This window comes from Robertmurraya korlensis NBRC 107688, from assembly GCF_001591645.1.
Lineage (GTDB): Bacteria > Bacillota > Bacilli > Bacillales > Cytobacillaceae > Robertmurraya_A.
Map to the genome: position 1 here is coordinate 438,208 of NZ_BCVH01000001.1, position 20,685 is coordinate 458,892.

The 20,685-nt window shown below is 35.9% G+C and carries 22 protein-coding genes; 8 read left to right on the forward strand and 14 right to left on the reverse strand.

The features are described 5' to 3' along the window. Positions 1 to 64 precede the first annotated feature (64 nt). The gene (locus BKO01S_RS02195; RefSeq protein ID WP_066048012.1) at positions 65 to 1,993 is read left to right on the forward strand and encodes a beta-propeller domain-containing protein; all 1,929 of its coding nucleotides are present in this window, start codon (positions 65 to 67) and stop codon (positions 1,991 to 1,993) included. Positions 1,994 to 2,101: 108 nt separating this feature from the next. Further along, on the forward strand, positions 2,102 to 3,820 hold the full coding sequence (locus BKO01S_RS02200) for an ABC transporter ATP-binding protein (RefSeq protein WP_066048014.1): 1,719 nt from the start codon (positions 2,102 to 2,104) through the stop codon (positions 3,818 to 3,820). A gap of 43 nt (positions 3,821 to 3,863) precedes the next feature. On the opposite strand, the gene BKO01S_RS02205 is transcribed toward BKO01S_RS02200, so the two are convergent. Further along, positions 3,864 to 4,100 carry a helix-turn-helix domain-containing protein gene (locus tag BKO01S_RS02205; protein WP_066048016.1) on the reverse strand — a complete coding sequence of 79 codons (237 nt, stop codon included), beginning with the start codon at positions 4,098 to 4,100 and terminating at the stop codon, positions 3,864 to 3,866. Positions 4,101 to 4,322: 222 nt separating this feature from the next. On the opposite strand from BKO01S_RS02205, the gene BKO01S_RS02210 reads away from it, so the two are divergent. After that, positions 4,323 to 5,180 (forward strand): carbon-nitrogen hydrolase family protein, encoded by an 858-nt coding sequence (locus BKO01S_RS02210; protein ID WP_066048017.1) that lies wholly within the window; start codon positions 4,323 to 4,325, stop codon positions 5,178 to 5,180. A gap of 24 nt (positions 5,181 to 5,204) precedes the next feature. Continuing rightward, complete coding sequence (locus BKO01S_RS02215) at positions 5,205 to 5,876, forward strand: GNAT family N-acetyltransferase (protein WP_066048019.1); 672 nt, start codon at positions 5,205 to 5,207, stop codon at positions 5,874 to 5,876. Between the two features lie 117 nt (positions 5,877 to 5,993). Here the strand turns inward: BKO01S_RS02215 and BKO01S_RS02220 are convergent, their stop codons facing one another. Further along, positions 5,994 to 6,623 carry a LysE family translocator gene (locus BKO01S_RS02220; RefSeq protein WP_066048021.1) on the reverse strand — a complete coding sequence of 210 codons (630 nt, stop codon included), beginning with the start codon at positions 6,621 to 6,623 and terminating at the stop codon, positions 5,994 to 5,996. Between the two features lie 184 nt (positions 6,624 to 6,807). On the opposite strand from BKO01S_RS02220, the gene BKO01S_RS02225 reads away from it, so the two are divergent. After that, entirely contained in the window at positions 6,808 to 7,020 is a 213-nt protein-coding gene (locus BKO01S_RS02225) for a hypothetical protein (protein WP_066048023.1), read from the forward strand. Between the two features lie 35 nt (positions 7,021 to 7,055). On the opposite strand, the gene qoxD is transcribed toward BKO01S_RS02225, so the two are convergent. The 8 genes from qoxD to BKO01S_RS02265 all read right to left on the reverse strand — a co-directional run bounded on the left by qoxD (position 7,056) and on the right by BKO01S_RS02265 (position 14,467). Beyond that, positions 7,056 to 7,358, reverse strand: a complete 303-nt coding sequence (gene qoxD, locus BKO01S_RS02230; protein ID WP_066048025.1) for a cytochrome aa3 quinol oxidase subunit IV — start codon at positions 7,356 to 7,358, stop codon at positions 7,056 to 7,058. Next, positions 7,359 to 7,964 (reverse strand): cytochrome aa3 quinol oxidase subunit III, encoded by a 606-nt coding sequence (gene qoxC / locus BKO01S_RS02235; protein ID WP_066048027.1) that lies wholly within the window; start codon positions 7,962 to 7,964, stop codon positions 7,359 to 7,361. It abuts the gene before it with no gap. Beyond that, entirely contained in the window at positions 7,954 to 9,930 is a 1,977-nt protein-coding gene (gene qoxB, locus BKO01S_RS02240) for a cytochrome aa3 quinol oxidase subunit I (protein WP_066048031.1), read from the reverse strand. The genes qoxC and qoxB overlap by 11 nt, the downstream gene beginning before the upstream one ends. Continuing rightward, on the reverse strand, positions 9,920 to 10,903 hold the full coding sequence (qoxA, locus tag BKO01S_RS02245; RefSeq protein WP_198158751.1) for a cytochrome aa3 quinol oxidase subunit II: 984 nt from the start codon (positions 10,901 to 10,903) through the stop codon (positions 9,920 to 9,922). The genes qoxB and qoxA overlap by 11 nt, the downstream gene beginning before the upstream one ends. Before the next feature lie 411 nt (positions 10,904 to 11,314). Beyond that, a complete protein-coding gene (locus tag BKO01S_RS02250) occupies positions 11,315 to 11,995 on the reverse strand; it encodes a DUF421 domain-containing protein (RefSeq protein WP_066048033.1) in 681 nt (226 codons plus the stop codon). A gap of 12 nt (positions 11,996 to 12,007) precedes the next feature. Next, positions 12,008 to 12,802 carry a formate/nitrite transporter family protein gene (locus BKO01S_RS02255; RefSeq protein ID WP_066048036.1) on the reverse strand — a complete coding sequence of 265 codons (795 nt, stop codon included), beginning with the start codon at positions 12,800 to 12,802 and terminating at the stop codon, positions 12,008 to 12,010. 127 nt (positions 12,803 to 12,929) lie between these two features. Further along, the gene (locus BKO01S_RS02260; RefSeq protein WP_066048037.1) at positions 12,930 to 13,112 is read right to left on the reverse strand and encodes an alpha/beta-type small acid-soluble spore protein; all 183 of its coding nucleotides are present in this window, start codon (positions 13,110 to 13,112) and stop codon (positions 12,930 to 12,932) included. A gap of 77 nt (positions 13,113 to 13,189) precedes the next feature. Further along, positions 13,190 to 14,467, reverse strand: a complete 1,278-nt coding sequence (locus BKO01S_RS02265) for an ATP-binding protein (protein WP_066048039.1) — start codon at positions 14,465 to 14,467, stop codon at positions 13,190 to 13,192. Positions 14,468 to 14,693: 226 nt separating this feature from the next. On the opposite strand from BKO01S_RS02265, the gene BKO01S_RS02270 reads away from it, so the two are divergent. Continuing rightward, complete coding sequence (locus BKO01S_RS02270) at positions 14,694 to 15,152, forward strand: BsuPI-related putative proteinase inhibitor (protein ID WP_066048042.1); 459 nt, start codon at positions 14,694 to 14,696, stop codon at positions 15,150 to 15,152. A gap of 134 nt (positions 15,153 to 15,286) precedes the next feature. Continuing rightward, the gene (pssA, locus tag BKO01S_RS02275; protein WP_066049504.1) at positions 15,287 to 15,988 is read left to right on the forward strand and encodes a CDP-diacylglycerol--serine O-phosphatidyltransferase; all 702 of its coding nucleotides are present in this window, start codon (positions 15,287 to 15,289) and stop codon (positions 15,986 to 15,988) included. Between the two features lie 37 nt (positions 15,989 to 16,025). On the opposite strand, the gene BKO01S_RS02280 is transcribed toward pssA, so the two are convergent. After that, positions 16,026 to 16,400 (reverse strand): nucleotide excision repair endonuclease, encoded by a 375-nt coding sequence (locus BKO01S_RS02280; RefSeq protein ID WP_066048044.1) that lies wholly within the window; start codon positions 16,398 to 16,400, stop codon positions 16,026 to 16,028. 377 nt (positions 16,401 to 16,777) lie between these two features. Between BKO01S_RS02280 and BKO01S_RS02285 the strand changes: the two genes are divergently transcribed. Further along, the gene (locus tag BKO01S_RS02285) at positions 16,778 to 17,311 is read left to right on the forward strand and encodes a competence protein ComK (RefSeq protein WP_066048046.1); all 534 of its coding nucleotides are present in this window, start codon (positions 16,778 to 16,780) and stop codon (positions 17,309 to 17,311) included. Positions 17,312 to 17,363: 52 nt separating this feature from the next. Here BKO01S_RS02285 and purU read toward each other — a convergent pair whose 3' ends face one another. From purU to BKO01S_RS02300, 3 genes are all read right to left on the reverse strand, one after another. Then, positions 17,364 to 18,245, reverse strand: coding sequence for a formyltetrahydrofolate deformylase (gene purU / locus BKO01S_RS02290; protein ID WP_232311142.1), 882 nt, complete (start codon positions 18,243 to 18,245; stop codon positions 17,364 to 17,366). A gap of 145 nt (positions 18,246 to 18,390) precedes the next feature. After that, positions 18,391 to 19,569 (reverse strand): trans-sulfuration enzyme family protein, encoded by a 1,179-nt coding sequence (locus tag BKO01S_RS02295; RefSeq protein ID WP_066048050.1) that lies wholly within the window; start codon positions 19,567 to 19,569, stop codon positions 18,391 to 18,393. Between the two features lie 150 nt (positions 19,570 to 19,719). After that, on the reverse strand, positions 19,720 to 20,442 hold the full coding sequence (locus BKO01S_RS02300) for a TVP38/TMEM64 family protein (protein WP_066048051.1): 723 nt from the start codon (positions 20,440 to 20,442) through the stop codon (positions 19,720 to 19,722). Positions 20,443 to 20,685 lie beyond the last annotated feature (243 nt).

Sequence of the window (20,685 nt, forward strand, 5' to 3'; positions counted from 1 at the left end):
TAACCTTTTTGTAATCATAGCAGTCCAATCGTATAAAGCATCATTATTCAGAAAGGTGGTTGCTATGAAAAGAAAATGGTTTATTGGCCTTTTAATTCTTTTTGTCTTGGTTTTTGCATCTATATGGATGTACACAAAAGATACACGTCTTGCAGCAAAATACGGAACAGGAAATGAACTGGAGGGTGAGGTTGTTAACAATACTCTTCCGTTGATTGAAGATAAAGAGCAGTTAAACCAATATTTTTATCAAATTATTAAAGAAGAGAAGCAGAATGAAAAGTTTTTTACCATTACAAAAGAAGATAAGGCTTCGGAGGAGTCGTCAACGGATAACGTTGCTTTCGACTCAAGTTCAAAAGCAAGTGGCCAGGAGGTCTCAAGTACAAATGTTCAAGTGCAAGGGATTGATGAAGCTGATATCGTTAAAACGGATGGTGAGTATATATACCAAGTAGTCGATGGTAAAGTAAATATTATTTCAGCCCAATCAGCCAAAGAAATGGAACATGTGGCGTCCATTCAGTTTCAGCAAACCTTCTCCCCCTCACAATTGTTCTTAGATAAAGGTCAGTTATTAATTATTGGCTATAGTTATAGTTATGAGGAAAATACCGCCGAAAAGAAAATAGCGGCTGATAGCTTGTATGCCCATATGAATGAAAGTACAAAGGCTCTTCTTTATAATATAAACAATCCATCAAAGCCAACATTAGAAAGAGAAATATCTCTTGAAGGGCATCTTTCAAGCGCTAGAAAAATAGGAAGTAATATTTATTTAATAGCCAATCATTTTCCACAATATTGGCTTTTGGAAGAAGAGGATGAGGTAGATTTACGCCCACGGTATTCAGACTCTGTAACCCAAAAGGAAGTAACCTCAGTTTCATATGACGATATTCAATACATTCCTGGATCTAGAGAAGCAAACTATACTACTATTGCTGCCTTTGACCTTTCAAAGGCCTCTCAAGAAGCAAAGATTACGACATATTTAGGGAGCGGTGGGCAGCTTTATATGTCTAAAACTAACCTATATTTAGCTCTTACGAACTGGAGACCAGCAGAAGACAGGAAGATAGCTACTACTCCAAATACAATGATTTATAAATTTGGAGTTGATCAATTAGAAGTTTCTTTTCAAGCCAAGACGGAAGTAATTGGAACGGTCCTAAATCAATTTTCAATGGATGAACATAACGATTATTTTCGAGTAGCAACAACTGAAGGAGAGAGCTGGGATGAAAACATTCCTTCAAAAAACCACTTGATTATTTTTGATAAGGATCTAAAACAGGTCGGTACACTTTCTAATCTTGCAAAAGGAGAGAGAATCTATTCAGCAAGATTTATGGGAGATCGTATATATATTGTAACTTTTAAAGAAACGGACCCCTTATTTGTCATTGATGCCTCGGAGCCTAGTAAACCAACAATCCTTGGAGAACTAAAGATTCCAGGATTCAGTAATTATTTACACCCTTACGACGAGAATCATATCATTGGCTTTGGATATGATACAAAGCTAGTTACTATGGATGGCGAAAAAGAGCCTAGGGTTTTAACGGAAGGAGTGAAGCTTTCCTTTTTTGATATAACTGATATTCACAATCCGAAAGAAAAGTTTACTGAAATTATAGGAGGAAGAGGAACGTATTCACCATTAAATTACGATCATAAAGCATTGCTCTATAATAATAAAAATGGTCTCTTTGCTTTTCCAATTAATGTGTATGAGGGAGTAGAGGGTAACGAATACGAACAAAAATTTATCTTTCAAGGTGCTTACGTATACAATATAAGCCTAGATCAAGGGTTCTCACTAAAATCAAAGATCTCTCATATGAAAGGTAAAGCTTTATATGAAGAATGGGAAAACGAAATTCAACGCTTGGTATATATAGATGATCAGCTTTATGCATTATCTCATTCGAAAATAAGTTCGTACAGTTTAGAAAACTACCAATTCCTTTCTGAATTAGAATTGAAGTAAAAGGGAGCCATGATGCTCTCTTTTTTTTCGTTGCTTAGTCGGGTAGTTCTATTCTATAATAATTCGTATCTAGAAATAATAGGCAAGCTTTATATAAGGAGACTATCTATGATTCGTCGATTTTTTAGTTATTACCGACCGCATAAAAAGTTGTTTACGATTGATTTTAGTGCAGCTGTGTTTGTGGCAATATTAGAGCTAGCTTTCCCGCTCGCTGTACAATGGTTTATAGATTCCCTTTTACCAAGTGGTAATTGGTCAATGATTGTTTCTGTCAGTCTAGGATTACTAACATTTTATATTATCTCAACCTTTTTACAGTATATTGTCAATTATTTAGGACATATGCTAGGAATAAATATTGAGACAGATATGAGGCAACAGCTCTTTACACATGTTCAGAGACAGTCGTTTCGATTCTTTGATAATACGAAGACAGGACATATTATGAGTAGGATTACGAATGATTTATTCGACCTTGGAGAACTTGCTCATCATGGTCCAGAGGACATCTTTATTGCTTGTATGACTTTTATCGGAGCGTTTTGGATTATGCTTACGATTAATGTCAAGTTAGCATTAATTGCTGTATTTATGGTACCTTTTTTAATTTGGTTAATCACGTTCTGTAATCTACGTATGAATAAAGCATGGAGTAATATGTACGGTGATATTGCTGACGTTAACTCACGTGTAGAGGATAGTGTATCAGGAGCTAGGGTTGTACAATCATTTACAAATGAAGAGTTCGAGATTAATAGATTTAAATCGAATAATGAACGGTTTCGGTTGTCAAAGCTTTCTGCCTACAAAATTATGTCTTTTAGTCTTTCAGGCATATATATGATGACGCGTTTCTTTGTCCTTATTGTATTAGTCTATGGGGCATGGCTAAGCTTTTCAGGTGAACTGACATACGGGGAGCTTGTAGGTTTTATCCTATATGTAAATGTTTTGTTTAAGCCAATTGACAAAATTAGTGCAATAATGGAGCTTTATCCAAAGGGAATGGCAGGGTTCAAGCGATTTTTGGAACTAATAGATACTGCTCCAGATGTATTGGATCAGGATGATGCAATCGAGGTGGACACATTAAAGGGAAATATACACTTTGAGGATGTGAATTTCCAATACGAAAGCTCGAAAAGCATTTTACACGGCATCAATTTACAAATAAAAGAGGGAGAAACGGTTGCATTCGTTGGGCCTTCAGGAGCAGGCAAAACAACGATATGCTCACTGATTCCTCGTTTTTATGATGTAACAGGTGGGGAGATTTCCATTGATGGTATTGACATTCGATTAATGACCAAGAAGTCTCTCCGATCTAATATCGGTATAGTCCAACAGGATGTATTTCTTTTTACAGGTACGATACGAGAGAACATTGCTTATGGGAAATTAAATGCTAGTCAGGAAGAAGTGGAAGACGCCGCGAGACGAGCTCATCTTCAGGACTTTATTGCTTCTTTACCAAACGGTTACGAAACGCAAATAGGGGAAAGAGGCCTCAAGCTTTCAGGAGGACAAAAGCAAAGACTTGCCATTGCTAGAATGTTTTTAAAGAATCCCCCTATATTAATTTTAGATGAAGCAACGTCCGCCCTGGATACCGAAACAGAGATGATTATCCAAACAGCCCTATCCGAGCTTGCAAAGAATCGTACGACACTTATTATTGCGCACCGATTAGCAACAATTCGAAATGCCAATCGCATAGTCGTTGTAACAGAAGCAGGGATTGCTGAACAAGGGACACATGATGAGTTAATTGAAAAAGGTGGAATTTTTGCAAATTTACATCAAGTACAATTCCAACAACAATAAAGAAACAGTGGCTTCTAGTTGGAAGCCACTGTTTCTTTGTGTTTTACATAAATGGAGGAAGACCGTTACCCATTTCCTTTACTATTAGTGATATAGAATCAATTTGTTTTTGATCGAGGTCAAGTGCTTCTGCAATCTTATTCTCAAGATTTTTAGTGACATTACGCTTTCCTAGTTCAACTAAGGCGATAAGTGAGTAGCTACAGTTTACAAGCTTTGCAAAGTCTCTTTGGGTCATGCTGTAGCTTTCTCTAATAAAACGAATGATTTGGCTGTCCATCGATTCACCTCTTCTTTTTGACGAAACTCCTAAATCACCTGTGTTTTTCTTGTAGACACTTTCTTTATAAAACTATTAATAAATTAGCACTTTCAGGATAGTCTGTAAAGATGCTTTTTACGATTTATAGAGAATAACAGGAAATAGAGCATGAAAGTTGTGATTTTCTCAATTTTCATCCATAATATTGGTTATGTAATATAGCAAAGGAGTTGCTGCTTTATGAAATATAGAGTATCTGCTGTTCAATATCACTTACATACGATCTCATCATTTGATGATTTCGCCGCTCAGTGTGAGCACTACATTAAAACAGCACAGGAATTTGGTTCTGACTTTATACTTTTTCCAGAATTTTTTACCACGCAGCTATTATCGATCGGTGATGATAGTGGGAATGCTTTATCCATAAATGACCTTCCAAAGTTTACAGGAAAATATGTAGATCTATTCAAGAAATTTGCATCTGAAACGGGAATGCATATTATTGGAGGAACACATGTATTAGAAAGGGAAGGTAAGCTTTTTAACGTTGCTCACTTGTTTTACCCAGATGGGAGAGTAGAAGAACAGGCAAAGCTTCACATTACTCCTACGGAAGTAGAAGAATGGAATATGTCTGCTGGGGATGGACTTCGAGTGTTTGATACAGATAAAGGTAGAATTGCGATGCTTACCTGTTATGATATAGAGTTTCCAGAAATTGTTCGAATGGCAAGAGCAAAAGGGGCTGATGTCATTTTTTGTCCATCATGTACAGACGATCGTCACGGTTTTCATCGTGTCCGCTATACTAGTCATGCAAGAGCAATTGAAAACCAGATATATGTGGTGCTTACAGGAACGGTTGGATCTTTACCGACGGTTGACTTTATGCGTGGCAATTTCGGTCAAGCAGTTGTTATCACTCCTAATGATGTTCCTTTCCCACCACAAGGAATTATGGTTCAAGGGGAGATCAATGATGATATGATTGTTACCGCGGACCTCGATTTAGATCTTCTCTATGAGGTAAGGCAAAAGGGTTCTGTTACGACATGGCGTGATCGTAGAACAGATCTTTATACTGACTGGAAATAAAACTTTTGAACAGGAGTGACAGGAATGGATTACGTTCGTATTACAAGCATTGAGGATCCTTTGTTTGTTAAGATGCATGAGTTAATGAAGGAAGTATTCCCACCTGAAGAGGTATTAGAGTTTGAATTATGGAAGGAACCTTTAGAGGATCCTAGTATTCGAGTATTCGTAGCTGTTCACAACGGAGAGGTGGTTGGCTCAACGGAATATCGTTACTATCCTAACTGGAATATTGCGATGACGGATTTTACCATTATTGGCCATCAAGGTCTTAGCTTAGGTCGCTTTCTAGCTCAAAACCGTTTAAGGGACTTAACTGCATTAGCTAAAGAAAATGGGAAAGAACTGTTCGGAATGTTTGCTGAAATTTATGATCCATACCAGCGTGGCGATTTTGAATTCGGTGGAGTAAAAGCAATGGATCCGTTTGTAAGAAGGGAAGTACTTTCCCATCTAGGTTACAAAAAGCTAAACTTTACTTACGTGCATCCTTCATGGAAGAACGATGGAGAAGCAGTTGCAGGGTTAGACTTATGCTTCATGCCATTAGATGATCAATTGGAAGAGATTTCTTCTGACTTAGTAGTTGATTTTATTACAACTTATTACAGTGTACTATCAAATAAGCCTGTTCAATGGCTGCAAATGGTAGAGGAACTAAAGACAAAACATACGATTGAATTACTTCCACTATAATCAAAAAGCAGGTGAAGCATTATGCTTCACCTTCTTTTTGATATATACGATGTGAAATCATTCTCTATGCTCATTTGTGAGCTTCCTTACCCATTTTTTTTCGAAAATCATATGTAGTTACCCTTGAAAAAACAATACCTTTATCCCCTGAAACGCAAAATATATTCCGAAACCTAATAACGAAACCCCCGATAGAATAGAAGTGAGAATGATGTACTTTAAGCTTAGCCATTTACGAAAAACGCTAGTAAGACCAGCAACAAAAATATCCCACAGGGCTAACCCAAGGAATATCATGGAACTGTATACCAGAAGATCGGTTGTCCCAAAGCTTGATGCTGTTTTTGCGAGGACTGATCCGTAAATACCTAACCAAAATAATATGGAAAGAGGGCTTGAAATAGACATGATAAATCCGATGAAGAAGCAACGCAAAACGGATTCATTTTTGCGCTGATAATCAAATGTGAATTTGTTGGCAGAGGCAATGCTTTCAATACCGCTATAAATAAGAATAAATCCTCCAAAAAGCCACAGAAAAACTTGAATTAATGGGTTATCTAGAAAATGAACTACTCCCAAATACACGGTCAACATAAAAATTCCATCTGCTACCATAGAGCCTGCACCAACAGCCCATGAATGCCAGAACCCATTCTTCAGTCCTTTATCTAATCTTGCAGCATTTACAGGCCCAATTGGGGCAGCTAATGTTAGGCCAAGAACAATATAACTTAGGTAAATCACAGTATCACTCCACTCACTAGGATTGTCCAAAGATACAACTTGTACATCTTATGCAAGGGGAGGGGAATAACATTCATAAGAATGAAATTTTTCACTAGACAAGCCCTAAATGTGTCTAATTTTCAAAAAATATTTGACAAATTTGTGAACTTTATTAAAATATAAATAAAGGGGATGAAATAATATGAATGAGATGCAACGTAGAGCGTTAGGTCCAATTAGTACAATTGCTAAATTTGGTTTAGTAATAGGGGCGTTATTGTTTTTATACAGCTTTTTTGAAAGCGGTATCACAATGAGTTATACACTTTCTATTAGCATTAGTATTATGGCTTCATCCATGTTGGTGTTCGGTTTTGGTTTATTTATTTCCTTAATGGGAGAATTGCGCAAATAAAAAAATCCGGCTATTAAGCCGGATTTTTGTTTTTATTAATGAGCAGCATGCCCTGATGTTAACACCCAGATAGAACCAACTACGATAACAACAGCACAGAATACCATAAATGCAATATTTATGATATTTACTTTGCCATCTTCTCCTTCTGTCATATGCATAAACATGAACAATTGAAGACCCGCTTGAATGACAGCTAGTGTCCCTATAATCCACATGACAATCGTAAAGGACAAGTTCATCTCAAGTGCTACCCATGCAGCAACGAATGTGAGTACTAGTGACAATACGAATCCAAAGACGTGAGTTAGCGGAAAACGTTCTGTACTTTTTTCCATCTATAACACCATCCCTTTTAAATAAACAAACGTGAAGATAAAGATCCAAACAACATCAAGGAAATGCCAGTAAAGACCGATGATAAAGGTCTTTCTAGCAGTAACAGGTGTTAACCCACGCTTGGCAATTTGAATGATAACCATTGTTGCCCAGAAAATCCCGAAGGTAACGTGAGCACCGTGTGTTCCTAAAAGGACAAACAAGCTTGAAAGAAAGGCACTTGTTTGCATAGTTGCACCTTCATGAATATAATGAATAAATTCATTAATCTCCATGAATAGGAATCCTGCACCTAATAGTAGGGTTAAAATAAACCAGCCAATTAAGCCCTTCTTATTGTTTCGGCGCATTTCCCAAATAGCAACACCCATTGTAAAACTACTTGTTAAAAGGAGGACCGTCTGAATCATTACTTCTTTCATCATAAAAATATCTTGATGAGTAGGGCCACCTGCGTAATTTTTATAAAGTACACCGTAAACACTAAAAAGTGTAGCAAATAATACAATTTCGGCTCCAAGGAATATCCAGAACCCTAAAATATTCATACGGCTTTGTTCTGTTTGATATTCTAATGGGAGGGAAGTGTTCACATTAGCTGACATGATTATTCACCTTGCCTTCCATTTTCTTCCAAGTGCTTTCTGTCTTTCTAATTTCGTCCTTATGAATGTGGTAACCATCATTGTAATCAAATGAACGATAAATCAATCCTGCAATAATAAGCACAGTAGATACTGCAGCTAATAAATGCCACTCGAAAATGAGGAAGAATCCAACAATTCCGAAGGCCACGCACATTAGGAACGGCAGACCAGAGTTGCTTGGCATATGAATTTCTTCTATTTCTTCGTCTTTTAATGTAATACCTTCATTATTCTTTTTCATATACCAGAATGCATCTAAAGATTTCACTTCTGGTAGTTTAGCAAAGTTATAGTGTTGAACAGGGGATGATGTCGCCCATTCTAACGTTCTAGCATCCCAAGGATCACTAGAGATGTTTCGATCTGCATATCGAATACTCCAGTAGATGTTGTAACAGAATACAGCGAAACCTGCTGCTAAGATTACGGAACCAACTGCTGATAGCATGAATAAAGGTGCAAATCCTGACTCAGCAGAGTACGTATATGCACGTCTAACGGCACCGTTTAAGCCTAAGAAGAACATCGGCATAAATGTTACGTTAAAACCGATAACAAATAGCCAGAAATGCCATTTTCCTAATTTTTCGTTTAACATAAAACCAAACATTTTTGGCCACCAGTAGTAAAGTCCAGCGAAAACTGCAAAGACCACACCTGGTATTAATACATAGTGGAAGTGAGCAACTAAGAATAGAGTGTTATGGTACTGATAATCAGCAGCACCCATTGCAAGCATAACACCGGTTACTCCTCCAATTACAAAGTTAGGAACAAAGGCTAATGACCAAAGCATTGCTGTAGTCATTTTAATTCGACCTTTACGCATCGTAAACAACCAGTTAAACATTTTTACACCCGTCGGAACGGCAATCATCATCGTTGTGATAGAGAAGAATGAGTTAACTAGAGCGCCAGATCCCATTGTGTAGAAATGGTGAACCCAAACAAGCATACTTAGTACTGCGATGGCAACGATTGAAACGACCATCGATTTGTAACCGTAAAGCTGCTTGCGAGAGAACGTCGAAATAATTTCAGAAAACATACCGAAAGCAGGGAGGATAACGATATATACTTCAGGGTGTCCCCATAACCAGAATAGGTTAGCCCAAAGCATATCAGACCCACCAGCAGCAACTGTAAAGAAATGTGTTCCGTACAAACGGTCAAATGTCATTAACGCAAGTGCAACCGTAAAAATAGGGAATGCAGCAACGATAATAACGGAAGTGATTAGCGTTGTCCATGTGAACATAGGCATTCTCATCAATGTCATGCCTTTTGTACGCATTTTTAAGATCGTAACGATAAAGTTAATACCAGTCATTAAAGTTCCTAGACCAGCAATCTGTAAAGAAATTGCATAGTAGTTATTCCCAATTCCTGGACTAAACTCTTTACCTGCAAGAGGGAAGTATGAAGTCCATCCTGCATCTGGTGCACCACCAACAACGAACGCGATATTAAACAGCATCGCACCGCTGAAGAATAACCAGAAACTTAAAGCGTTAAGTTGTGGAAACGCTACGTCTCTTGCGCCGATTTGAAGCGGAATAACAACGTTCATTAAACCAATTAAGAATGGCATTGCCATGAATAAAATCATTATAACACCATGCGCAGTAAATACTTCGTTATAGTGCTGTGAGTCTAAGATGCTCATTTCTGGACGAGCCGTTTGAGCTTTCATCATTAGTCCATCCATACCACCACGGAAGAACATAAGAACAGCGGCTACAATATACATAATTCCAATACGTTTATGATCAACAGTGGTGATCCATTCACGCCATAGCCATTTCCATTTTTTTAGATACGTTAGACCACCAATAATACCTAGAGAAGTTAATAAAATAGCAATCTGTGAACCTAGGATAATTGGATCTCCCGTAATCAGAATTTCATCCCACTTAATGCCCACTATGGTCACCTCCATGGTCTTCCTCATTATTTTCTACATCAGTAGTATCTTTTTCATTTGACTTTTTATCTTCCTGGTCGAAAATCTTTCCTTGGTACCCATGATAACGATAGTCTTCAGGGTCTGTCACAAGCTCAGAATCGTGATCGGCATGGTTGATCCATGCTAAGTGAGTATTAGAATAAGTTAAACGTCCAAGATGTGTCGGTTTTAGTAATTCCATGTACTTTTCTTCTGTAAGCTTTGGAGCAGTTTCTTTTACTTCTTTAACCCAAGCATCGTATTCTTCATCGGTTTGAGAAAGTACCTCAAATTCCATTTGTGCGTAACCGCGACCGTTGAAGTTTGTGTTTCTACCCATATATGAACCAGGATTATCAGCAACTAAATATAGTTCTGTCTCCATTTTATTCATTGAGTATTTTTGGCCACCTAAAGCAGGAACCCAGAAAGATTGCATCGTTCCAGCAGATGTTAATTTAAACAGTACAGGGGTGTCCTCCGGAATGTTCACGTAATTGATTGTTTCAATACCTTCTTCGGGATAAGAGAAGATCCATTTCCAGTCTGCGGACGTGACGTGAATAACGACTGGTTCTTTCTCCTCATACCCTGCAGGAACATCTTCTAAGTCATACAATGTTGTAACTGTAGGAATTGTTAAAGCGATAACGATCAAAATAGGAATGGCTGTCCAGACGATTTCTAATACGGTACTACCGTGTTCTTCTGGCGGCTCATACCCCATGTTTTCTGGCTTTTCTCTATATTTCCATACAATATAGCCAAATAAGCCAAATACGACAACTACGACTAAAAGCATCCACATTAAAGACCAATTAATTAACTCCATGATGCTTCTAGCTACTGGTCCTTGAGGCTGAAATACAACCATCTCACAACCACTTAAGAAAAGTAATGGTACGGCTGTAACCAGGGATAGAACTAGCATTTTCAACTTCAATTGTTTCATCTCCTTCTTATATGAAATCAGGGTTTGTGTTTTGTTTCACAAGGAAAATTAGAGTTTACCACAAAATAATATTTTTGTATAACAAAATGTTCGTTTTTTCACAATAGTTATTTTGTTAACCTTTGTAAGGTAAACTTCTTTCTACATTCCTAATTACCACTATGTAGATGATAATAACATGTAAAATAAGATTAATTTGTGACAAAAAAAGTAAGGAAAATAATGTTAGGGGTAAATTGAGGGGGTAAATGTTGATATATCAAGGGTTTTTTAGTATTTTTCTTTACGTCTTAAATTTCGACAATTTTGTGACAGGGAGTCACCATTCATTCATAATTAAAAGGAAAACGATTGCATGAAAGAAGAACCAGAAGGGGGGACAAAACAAAATCAGGCTCATAAAAGCCTGATTTATTGATAAGACATAGCAAATAGTCCTTGGTTTTTTTTCCACTCTGCGTAAAGAACCTTTTCAAATGAATGAAAGTTTTGTTTTGACAATTCCTCTTTTAACCACTGTTCATCTAATCCTGCTTCGTGAAGATTTCCAGAAAGTACTTCGCCATCAATGATTAACGTTACAGGAATGGAAGGTTGCTCTGCTTTGATGTTTAAATCATCTAAAGTGGGCGGTCGGTTCTGGGATTTCGGGAGTACACTTACCATTCCATTCGTTTCTAGAATTGCAAATTGAACTTCCTGTAGAGAAAAATACCCTTGTTGACGAACTAAAGCCTGTAATTGATTAATGTCGAGCTTTGCTTTTTTTAATGTTTGATATTTAATGATCCCATTATGTATTACGATATTAGGTTCACCCTCAAGAGACTTCCTTGTGCTTTTAAACTTTTGTGTAATTATTTCGACTAAAAAGATCAGTCCCCCCCATACAGCTGTACTAAAAAGGATTTCTACCCAACTCGTTTCATGGTCATATATTGCATTTCCCACCAATTCACCTAAAATAAGAGCGGAAATAAAGTCAAAGGGAGTAATCTGGGATAGTTGAGTTTTCCCTAATAGTTTAGCTAAAAGAAACAAAACAACAAATCCAACAATTAATTCAATTCCAACTGTGAAGTAGTGATTCATGTATCCAATCTCCTATTCAAGGGTTTTGTCCTCATCAAGAAAGGGAAGATTCACGTAATAATACATAGCTCCCATCAGGATACTTCCTCCAATAAGGTTGCCGATGGTCACTGGAACTAGGTTATGAATGACTCCTGCAAATGAGATCGTCCCGGGATGATTTAAGACAAGTGCGATAGCAAAGGTACACATATTAGCAATGCTGTGTTCATATCCAGAAATAAAGAAACAAAAAACAAATAAAATCATTACGAATAGCTTTGCCCCATTCTCCTTCATAGACATGGGAATGAAGAAAGCTAGACAAACTAGCCAGTTACAAAGTATGGCTCTAAAGAAAAGCTCCGTGGTTGGAACATGCATCTTCTTTTCAACCACACTTAACAAAAAATGATTTACCGATGACTCTGAAAATAACCCCGTTACATAAATTAATAAAGCAAATGCGGTTGCACCTAAAATATTTCCTATGTAACTTAATCCCCACAAAGTCCAAACATGCTTCCAACTCATTTTTTTCCTTAGAGCGGTATACGTATAATAAAAGGTGTTTCCTGTAAACAAATCTCCCCCGCCATAAGCAATTAAGATAATTGCTGCTCCAAATGTGAAAGCGGCCATTGGATAAGCGACAGGGGAGTGCTCATTATAGAAATAGCCACCTGTTTTAAATGCCACAATTACCCCGAATCCAATGAACATACTTGCAAGCATACTACGTAATAGATAACGAAGAATGCTTTGTTTATATGTTTTTACTTTTTTTAATGCGAGCTTTTCGACTTCTAAAAGTGGATAAATTTCCATCATTTCCTCCGATCATCAAACTTCTCCAATAGAAGTTATTATTTTCTAAATTTGTATAACTATGTACAATCATATCATAAGGAAGAAAAAGAGAAGCTCAGGGATCTACTCCTGAGCTTCTCTCTGACTAAGATCGTAATTGTTGCTCTGCCATTCGGATTAGACGCTTGGTCATTTCTCCTCCTACAGAGCCGTTTGCACGTGCGGTTGTATCTGCACCAAGTTGAACTCCAAACTCATTGGCAATCTCTTCTTTCATCTGATTCAGTGCATTCTCTGACCCAGGTACCAATAGCTTGTTTCTACTCATGGCTATCCACTCCCGGCACAAGTTTTGAGCATGATTGATGCTCAGGTTTAGTTTGAGAAGAAGTATTCAATAATATACTAAGATGTAGTTAGTACATTTTTTTCATTCTGTGTAGTAGTCAAACTAGGTAAAAGAATGGTTGCAGTTGTTCCTTTATTAGGGTCACTTTTATAGGTAATATTCCCACCATGTTGTTCAATAATCTTAAAGCTTACCGTTAATCCAAGACCGGTTCCTTTTTCCTTTGAACTATAAAAAGGCTCTCCTAGGCGATTAATAGACTGTTCAGGAATTCCATACCCGCTATCAATTACCTGTATCATTGTCATTCCATCATCATTTACATCAAGTATGACATCAACCGTACCGCCGTTACTAGAAGCCTCTATGGCATTTTTTATAATATTAATAAGCAGTTGTTTAATTTGATTTTCTTCACTATTGATCATAGATGGTTGTTTGTTAATAAAGTTTATATTCACATTTACCATATTAGCCTGTGTCTCTAACAAGGAAATGACATGTTCAATGGTGTTACTAACTTCAGTTTCTGAAAATTGCACCTTTTGAGGCTTTGCCAATAGCAAGAGCTCACTAACGATATCATTAATTCTTTCTAGTTCACTGAGCATAATTTCGTAAAATCTGTCATTTTTCTGGTCGGCTGGACGAACAAATTGAACAAAACCTTTAAGAGAGGTTAGAGGGTTTCGAATTTCGTGTGCTATACTTGCTGCTAGCTCACCAATTACAGATAGTTTTTCGGAACGTACCAACCGTTCTTCAGCCTGTTTTTTTTCTGTAATATCCCGTCCAATGACTACAAGTCCTTTTCTCGATCCATCTGCATGGAACAACGGGTGTTTAATGGTATCAAATGTTTTAGTTCCTCCTCCAGGTAGAGGGATTTTTTCCTCACATCTAGTAATCGTGCGATTTTCCCATGCAATACGGTCTGAATATTCTTCGCAGTAAATCAAAGCTTCACGGTAGAACTCGCTGTATTCAGCCAATTCAGTATCCGTTTTTCCTTTATAGTCCACATTCTGTAATTGAAAAAGTTCAAGTCCGAAGCTGTTTGTTTTAAGCCAACGTCCTTCTCCGTCCTTAAAACAAACAAAGTCTACCATAGAGTTAATGAGAGTAGATAATTGTTGTTCTTCTTTTTCTACCGTTTTTAGTTTAGGGCTTTTCTTAACAATTAAAAAGAAAAAGAACAAATTAAAAATGACAAAGAGAATATCTTTTAGAAGGTGTGTAAACTTATTAGAAGAAACATCACCTGTTATCACAATAGAAGTTAGAATATAAATAAAACAAAAAAAGAAATAGATTATGATTAAATTCTTTTTCAATGAGGTTCTCCTGTTCTTTCTTGCATAGAAAAATTAGTAAAAAAGTACTAATGATATTCATGATAATTCTATTCTGTAAAAGTACCATGTTTTTTTCGAAAAAGAAAGAGGAATACGGAGATAATCATATACAGATATTATTTTTTTACCACTAGCTTAGTTTGTAACTTCAATACAATTCAAGACGACTAATAAGGTAAAAGCATGACAAAATGAGGTGTTTATTTTGAGGAAAATCGTTGTGTTCATAATTGTTATCTTTTTTTTAGCTGGATGTGGTACTGCAAGGGAAGTAGAGCCGGTGGTTTCGTCAGGTCAAAAGGAGGGGAATATGGAAACAGGACAAGGGGAGGTCATATCTCATATTCAAGAAGTTAGTCCTTTATTGTTCCAGTATCATGTAATAAATGAAACAGGAAAGGATATTACTCTTGACTTTACTTCTTCTCAAAGATTTGATTATTCAATAAAGAATTCAAATGGAGAAGTGGTATTCTTATTTTCAAGTGTCACGTCCTTTTTACAAGTAGTGGGGAAAGAAGTTCTTTCTGGGGGAGATCAACTGTCTTACGATATTAATGTGAAGGATGTTGAGTTAAGTAGAGGGAAATATACATTAACAGCTTGGATGACTCCGAAGACTGGTAAAGCCTATAGTGCATCCGTTACTTTCTCAGTAGAGTAACTATCCTTTTTCACGAAAAGCCTAACTCCGTAGGGGTGTTAGGCTTTAAAATTTATAGAAGCTAGGAATAAAAGAAGAAAATGGTATAATAGGTTCGTAAGTTAAAAAAGGCTCAAAGGAGGTTGATGGAGCTAGTGCGATTTACAAAAAGTATCCCTAATATGTTCACGTTAGGAAATTTATTTTGTGGTTTTTTATCCATCGGTTTTGCGGCAGAAGGTGAATATAATAATGCTGCCATTTTAATCCTTATTGGAATGATGTTAGATAGCATGGACGGACGCTTGGCGAGAATGCTTAAAGCTGACAGTTCACTCGGGAAAGAGCTAGACTCATTAGCTGACATTGTTACGTTTGGAGTAGCACCATCATTTTTAGTGTATTATACATATTTAAATCAATTGGGTAAGTTAGGGATCATGGTTGCTGGATTATTTCCTTTGTTTGGTGCATATCGACTAGCGAGGTTTAATATCAGTAGTACGAAATCAAGTTTGAATTATTTTATTGGTGTACCAATTACTGCAGCTGGTGGAATCTTGGCCTTATTAACGTTATTTGGTAATTTTATACCAAACGTAATAACAACTGTTGTATTTACGGGATTATGTTTTTTAATGGTAAGCCGGATAAGAATCCCAAGTTTTAAGGAAGTTCCATTACCTAAATACGGGACCATTGTAACTCTTTTTCTAGGGTGTTTATTATTTGTTATTTATAAAGGTACATATAAGCAATTCCCATATTTAATCTACATAGCAACTCCACTTTACATTGCTTATTTAGCTTATCGCTTTGTAAAAAAGAAAAATAGTAAAGAAGAAGAGCTAGACTAAAAAACCCTTCATTTGATTGAAGGGTTTTTTACTGCTTTTATTTGAAGAAAACTTTATCAATATTATATTTAGCCTGTAATTCATTGATAATATATGTTTCATAAATTTCTCTTTCCGTTGCGTCTTCAACAGTAAGTACTGCAATCTTGTATACTTCATCCCGATGATTCTTAATAGGGGATACTTGATCTTCAAAATGCTTTTTTACTCGTGGACGAAGTTTCCGTGCTTTTCCAACAAACAATAAATCATCGTTTGCATTAAAGAAAAGTATAATTCCACCTTTATCTCTTGGAATCTTGTGATAATCAGTAAAACCATATTCACTGCTAATTACTGCTTCAACTGGTTCCCCTACTTGTCGTTTCTTTGTAATTACGACATCTGGGTTAGGTATTTCAATTTTTATCATATGTATTCACTTCCTATTCTTTCATTGATACTACCATTATTATAGGTAAAAATCCACTTTGTAATAACTATTCCATGTTAGTAATATCACCAATTGATAAAAAAAAGATATTATGAACATTTTGTTAATATTTCAATTCACTAACCTACCTTGATTTTTAGTTCTTTTAACCTAGTAATAAAGGGTTGATAGGTAAAAAGTGATAGGAAAAATACATTATAGCGGTTGTTTTATTTTTGTCAAATTCCGTATGTTAGAAAATATAACATGAATTAAGGCTAATTTAAAAACTATTGAAACGGTTATTGAAGAGTACGATTGAGATATGGATAATATTTCTATAAATAACTCATTATGTGATTATGGAGGACTGGTGGATGAAAAGCATTGATAGCTATATTTTAACAAGTGAAACATTGTTTATGATTCCTGAAATCGATCAAAATAACCGTGTATGTACGATGGTTCAGGAAGGGAAAGCATCCTTTATCGTTTTGAAGTCTCCAAAAAAAATTTTAGAGGAGACCTTAAATTACTATGGATTTACCTTAGAAGGGGCGATAAACGGGGCAAAAGCAGTACTAGGCAATTATCATATGGTGCCAATAGTTATTAGTGCACCTTTAAACATGTATTGGTTTCCAACCCAGTCTCCATCTAGTGACCACTGTATATGGATTTCTCTTGTACATATTGACGATATTGTACAATATAGCTACCTACAGTCCCTTGTTTCTTTTAAAACGGGCGTGTCAATCATCATCAATAAAAAAGCTGCAAGATTAATAAACAAGCAACAGCAAACAGCTATTTTAAAAGTACGGACGGAACAAAGGCTTGCCAAGAAGAAGGATTCCTATTTTATTCTTCATAGGGGAATTCAACGAGGAAAAAATCCATTAGTAGAATAATTAAAAACACCGGCATATGTTGAAATATGCCGGTGTTTACTTGTAGTAATTTTTAATCGAAGACGATTGTTTTATTCCCAAATGGGATGATTCTATGGCTATTATGCCATTTTACCGCTTTTAAAAGTACTTTTCTTTCTACCTGGCTTCCGATTTTTTTTAAGTCAGACAGTTCATGATGATGTTTCACGCGTTCAATGTCTTGTTCAATAATTGGCCCTTCGTCTAAATCATCTGTAACGTAATGAGCTGTTGCTCCAATCAATTTTACTCCTCTTTCGTAGGCACGTTTATATGGGTTCGCACCAATAAATGCTGGTAGGAAAGAATGGTGTATATTTATAATTTGATATGGATAGTGTTCAATAAATGTTGGAGATAAAATTTGCATGTATCTTGCTAAAACAATGGTATCTATTTTAAATTCTTTTAATAGTTCCAATTGCTTTTTCTCAACTTCTGCTTTTGTTTCACGAGTAATTGGTAAGTAATAAAAAGGAATGTTAACATTCTCAACATACTCTCTTAAATCCTCGTGATTTCCAATGACCAATTTAATGTCACCTAACAAATCACCACGTTGCCACTCTAGTAATAACTCTAAAAGACAGTGGTTTTCCTTTGATACAAAAATGGCTAGATTTTGTGAGTCACTTCCATAATTAAATGTATACTTCATTTCAAATGTATTAGATAAAAGTTCGATTGATTGTTCAATGGCATGTTTCTTATTATCTAAGTCTGGACATTCAAATTCAATTCGTAAGAAAAAATGACCTGCTTCAGGATCGGTTGAATGTTGGTTTGAATCAATAATATTGCAGTCATGTTCAAATAAAGTAGTTGAAACCTTTGAAACGATCCCGGGTCTATCAGGACAGCTAATAAGTAAGATTCCACGATTTTTTCTTTTTTCTATCAAGCTGTTTTCCAAGGTAATCCTCCTAGTTGTAAATTATATTTCCCAATCATACTACAGACTAAAGTAGTTTTGCACACAATTTTTAATTAGGAAAGTGAAATTTGACAATTTTTAAAATCTTTTTAAGATCAAATGAAAAGTTCTAGAGTGTTACTTCCTATTTATTTAATGCCTGTTCTAAATCAGAGATTAACTTTTCAGCAGGTTCCATCCCGATTGACAGTCGAATTAAACCGGGACTAATATGTTCTTTTTCAATTAATTGCTTTTCATTATTTCCAAAGTTTAAAGACATAATCAAACTTTCAAATGAGCCCCATGAAACCCCGATTTTAAATACTTTGACTTTATTTATAACTTCTTTAACCTTCTCGAAAGTAGCGTCTTTTAGCTCAAACGTCAATAAACCTGAAAATCCTGTCAGTTGCTTTTGAACCAGGGGGTTGTCCTGGGAATGGGGAAGTCCGGGGTAGTTTACTTTTTTGACAGCTTTATGAGAGTCTAGAAATTTTGCAACCGCAATCGTATTCTCTTGGTGAATCTTCATTCGAAGTGGCAAAGTCTGTAGACCTCTTAAGAGTAAGGCTGCCTCATGTGGCCCCATTGAACCACCAAAAAGTAAGTACTCCTTTTCAAAAATCTTTTTCATCATCTGCTTACTTGTTATTAAAGCGCCTCCAACAATGTCACCATGTCCACCTAGGTATTTTGAAGCCGAGTGTACAACTATATCAATTCCAAACAACAAAGGTTTTTGAAACAGTGGTGTGGCCCATGTGTTATCAATGACTGTCCTTATATTAAACTCTTTTGCGAGATGTGATATTTTTTCTAAATCAACAATCTCATGGTTCATATTCGTTGGATTTTCTATAAAAATGAGTCGCGTGTTTGGTAATATTTCTTTTCTGATATCGTCCATATTTGTGGAATAAATGGTTGAATAAGACACATTGAATTTTTCCATATAAGAAAGTAAGTCCATAGTTGATTTATATAAATTGCTGATACATAAAACATGATCTCCTGCTTGAACAGAAGAAAACAGGGCTGCGGTGATTGCAGCCATACCAGAAGCAAAGCATTTACACTCTTCACCACGTTCTAAATCAGCTAATTTTTTTTCAACTATACTTACAGTAGGATTTGTTCCTCTCCAGTAAACATAATGATTCTCCTGATTATTTTCTGCTTCCATAAACTTTTCATGGGAAGGATAAGTAAATAAAGCATTTTCAAAAATAGGGGGAATAATCGCTCCATAATAGGGATTAGTATCTGTATTATAGTGCATACAAATTTCTTGGTCATTTGTTATATCGTCATACCGTTTCATTTAGTTCCTCCAGTAGATCGAATCATAATAATGTCTAGCATTTAGTATGATTTGAAAAACGGTGTTTATTCGGCGTGGAGAAGAAGTAGAGGGAGGAATCTACGAGATATCAAGTAAGTAGATTCCTAAAAAACAGGGAGGAACTGCGGATTATCTGTTTTTAGAAGAAGTTCTCTTAGTTACTCTTTTTTTACTGTAAATATATAAAATGGTGATCAGTATGAGGAATACTCCACCAAGCATATATTCGTTAACCGATGATGACAACAAACCAGCAGGAATGAGTGCTAAAACGAAAAAGTAAATGAAGTTTCCTAACAGAGTTCCGAATAAAAAGCTAGAAAACTTAATTGAACTTACACCCGCTAAAATATTCACTAGGCTAGTCGGTATAAAAGGGAATATTCTAGCCTCAAACACATATAGAAATCCTCTTTGTTCCACTGTATCGATAAGCTTTCTATCTATCTTATTAAGAAGCCGATTTTGAAATAAATAACGAACTAGGAAGAAAATAACGATAGCAGCTAGTATGCTTGTTAACCAGCTCCACAAAAATCCAAACACAAAACCAAAGAAGGTTACATTGAGGGTGATAACTAACAACAAAGGGATGATTGTAAAAGTGTTTTGAATGATCATGATTAACGTAGAAAGTAGTAAAATTCTAAACCAGTTGTTTCCAACATATCCTTGTATCCTCTGCAAGTCACCTTCCAGGACTGCTTCAAATAAATTCGTATATTGAAGGAAAGCAATAATCCCAAGAATAATAAAAACCAGTAAAATATTCCTCCAGGTAAACAATTGACCACCTATGTCTCGATTTTTCATATAAGTTACATTAGTGGTTGGATGAAATAAACCAGCCACTGCGTCCCCTTTATTTAGACTGTTTGCTGACTCTTTTATCTTATTATATTTATGCCAATAGTGTACCACAAAGAGGGTGTCAGACACCCTGAAAAGACAAAGTAGAGGTATTTGTCCACGTGGAGTGGACAGTTAAAATGCAATTCTATTGTAAAATAATCTTACGTGAAAAAACATTTTTAATCGAAATATTTAAAAAATTAAAAATAGTTCTTCCCAATTATGAGAACTCTCATTATAATA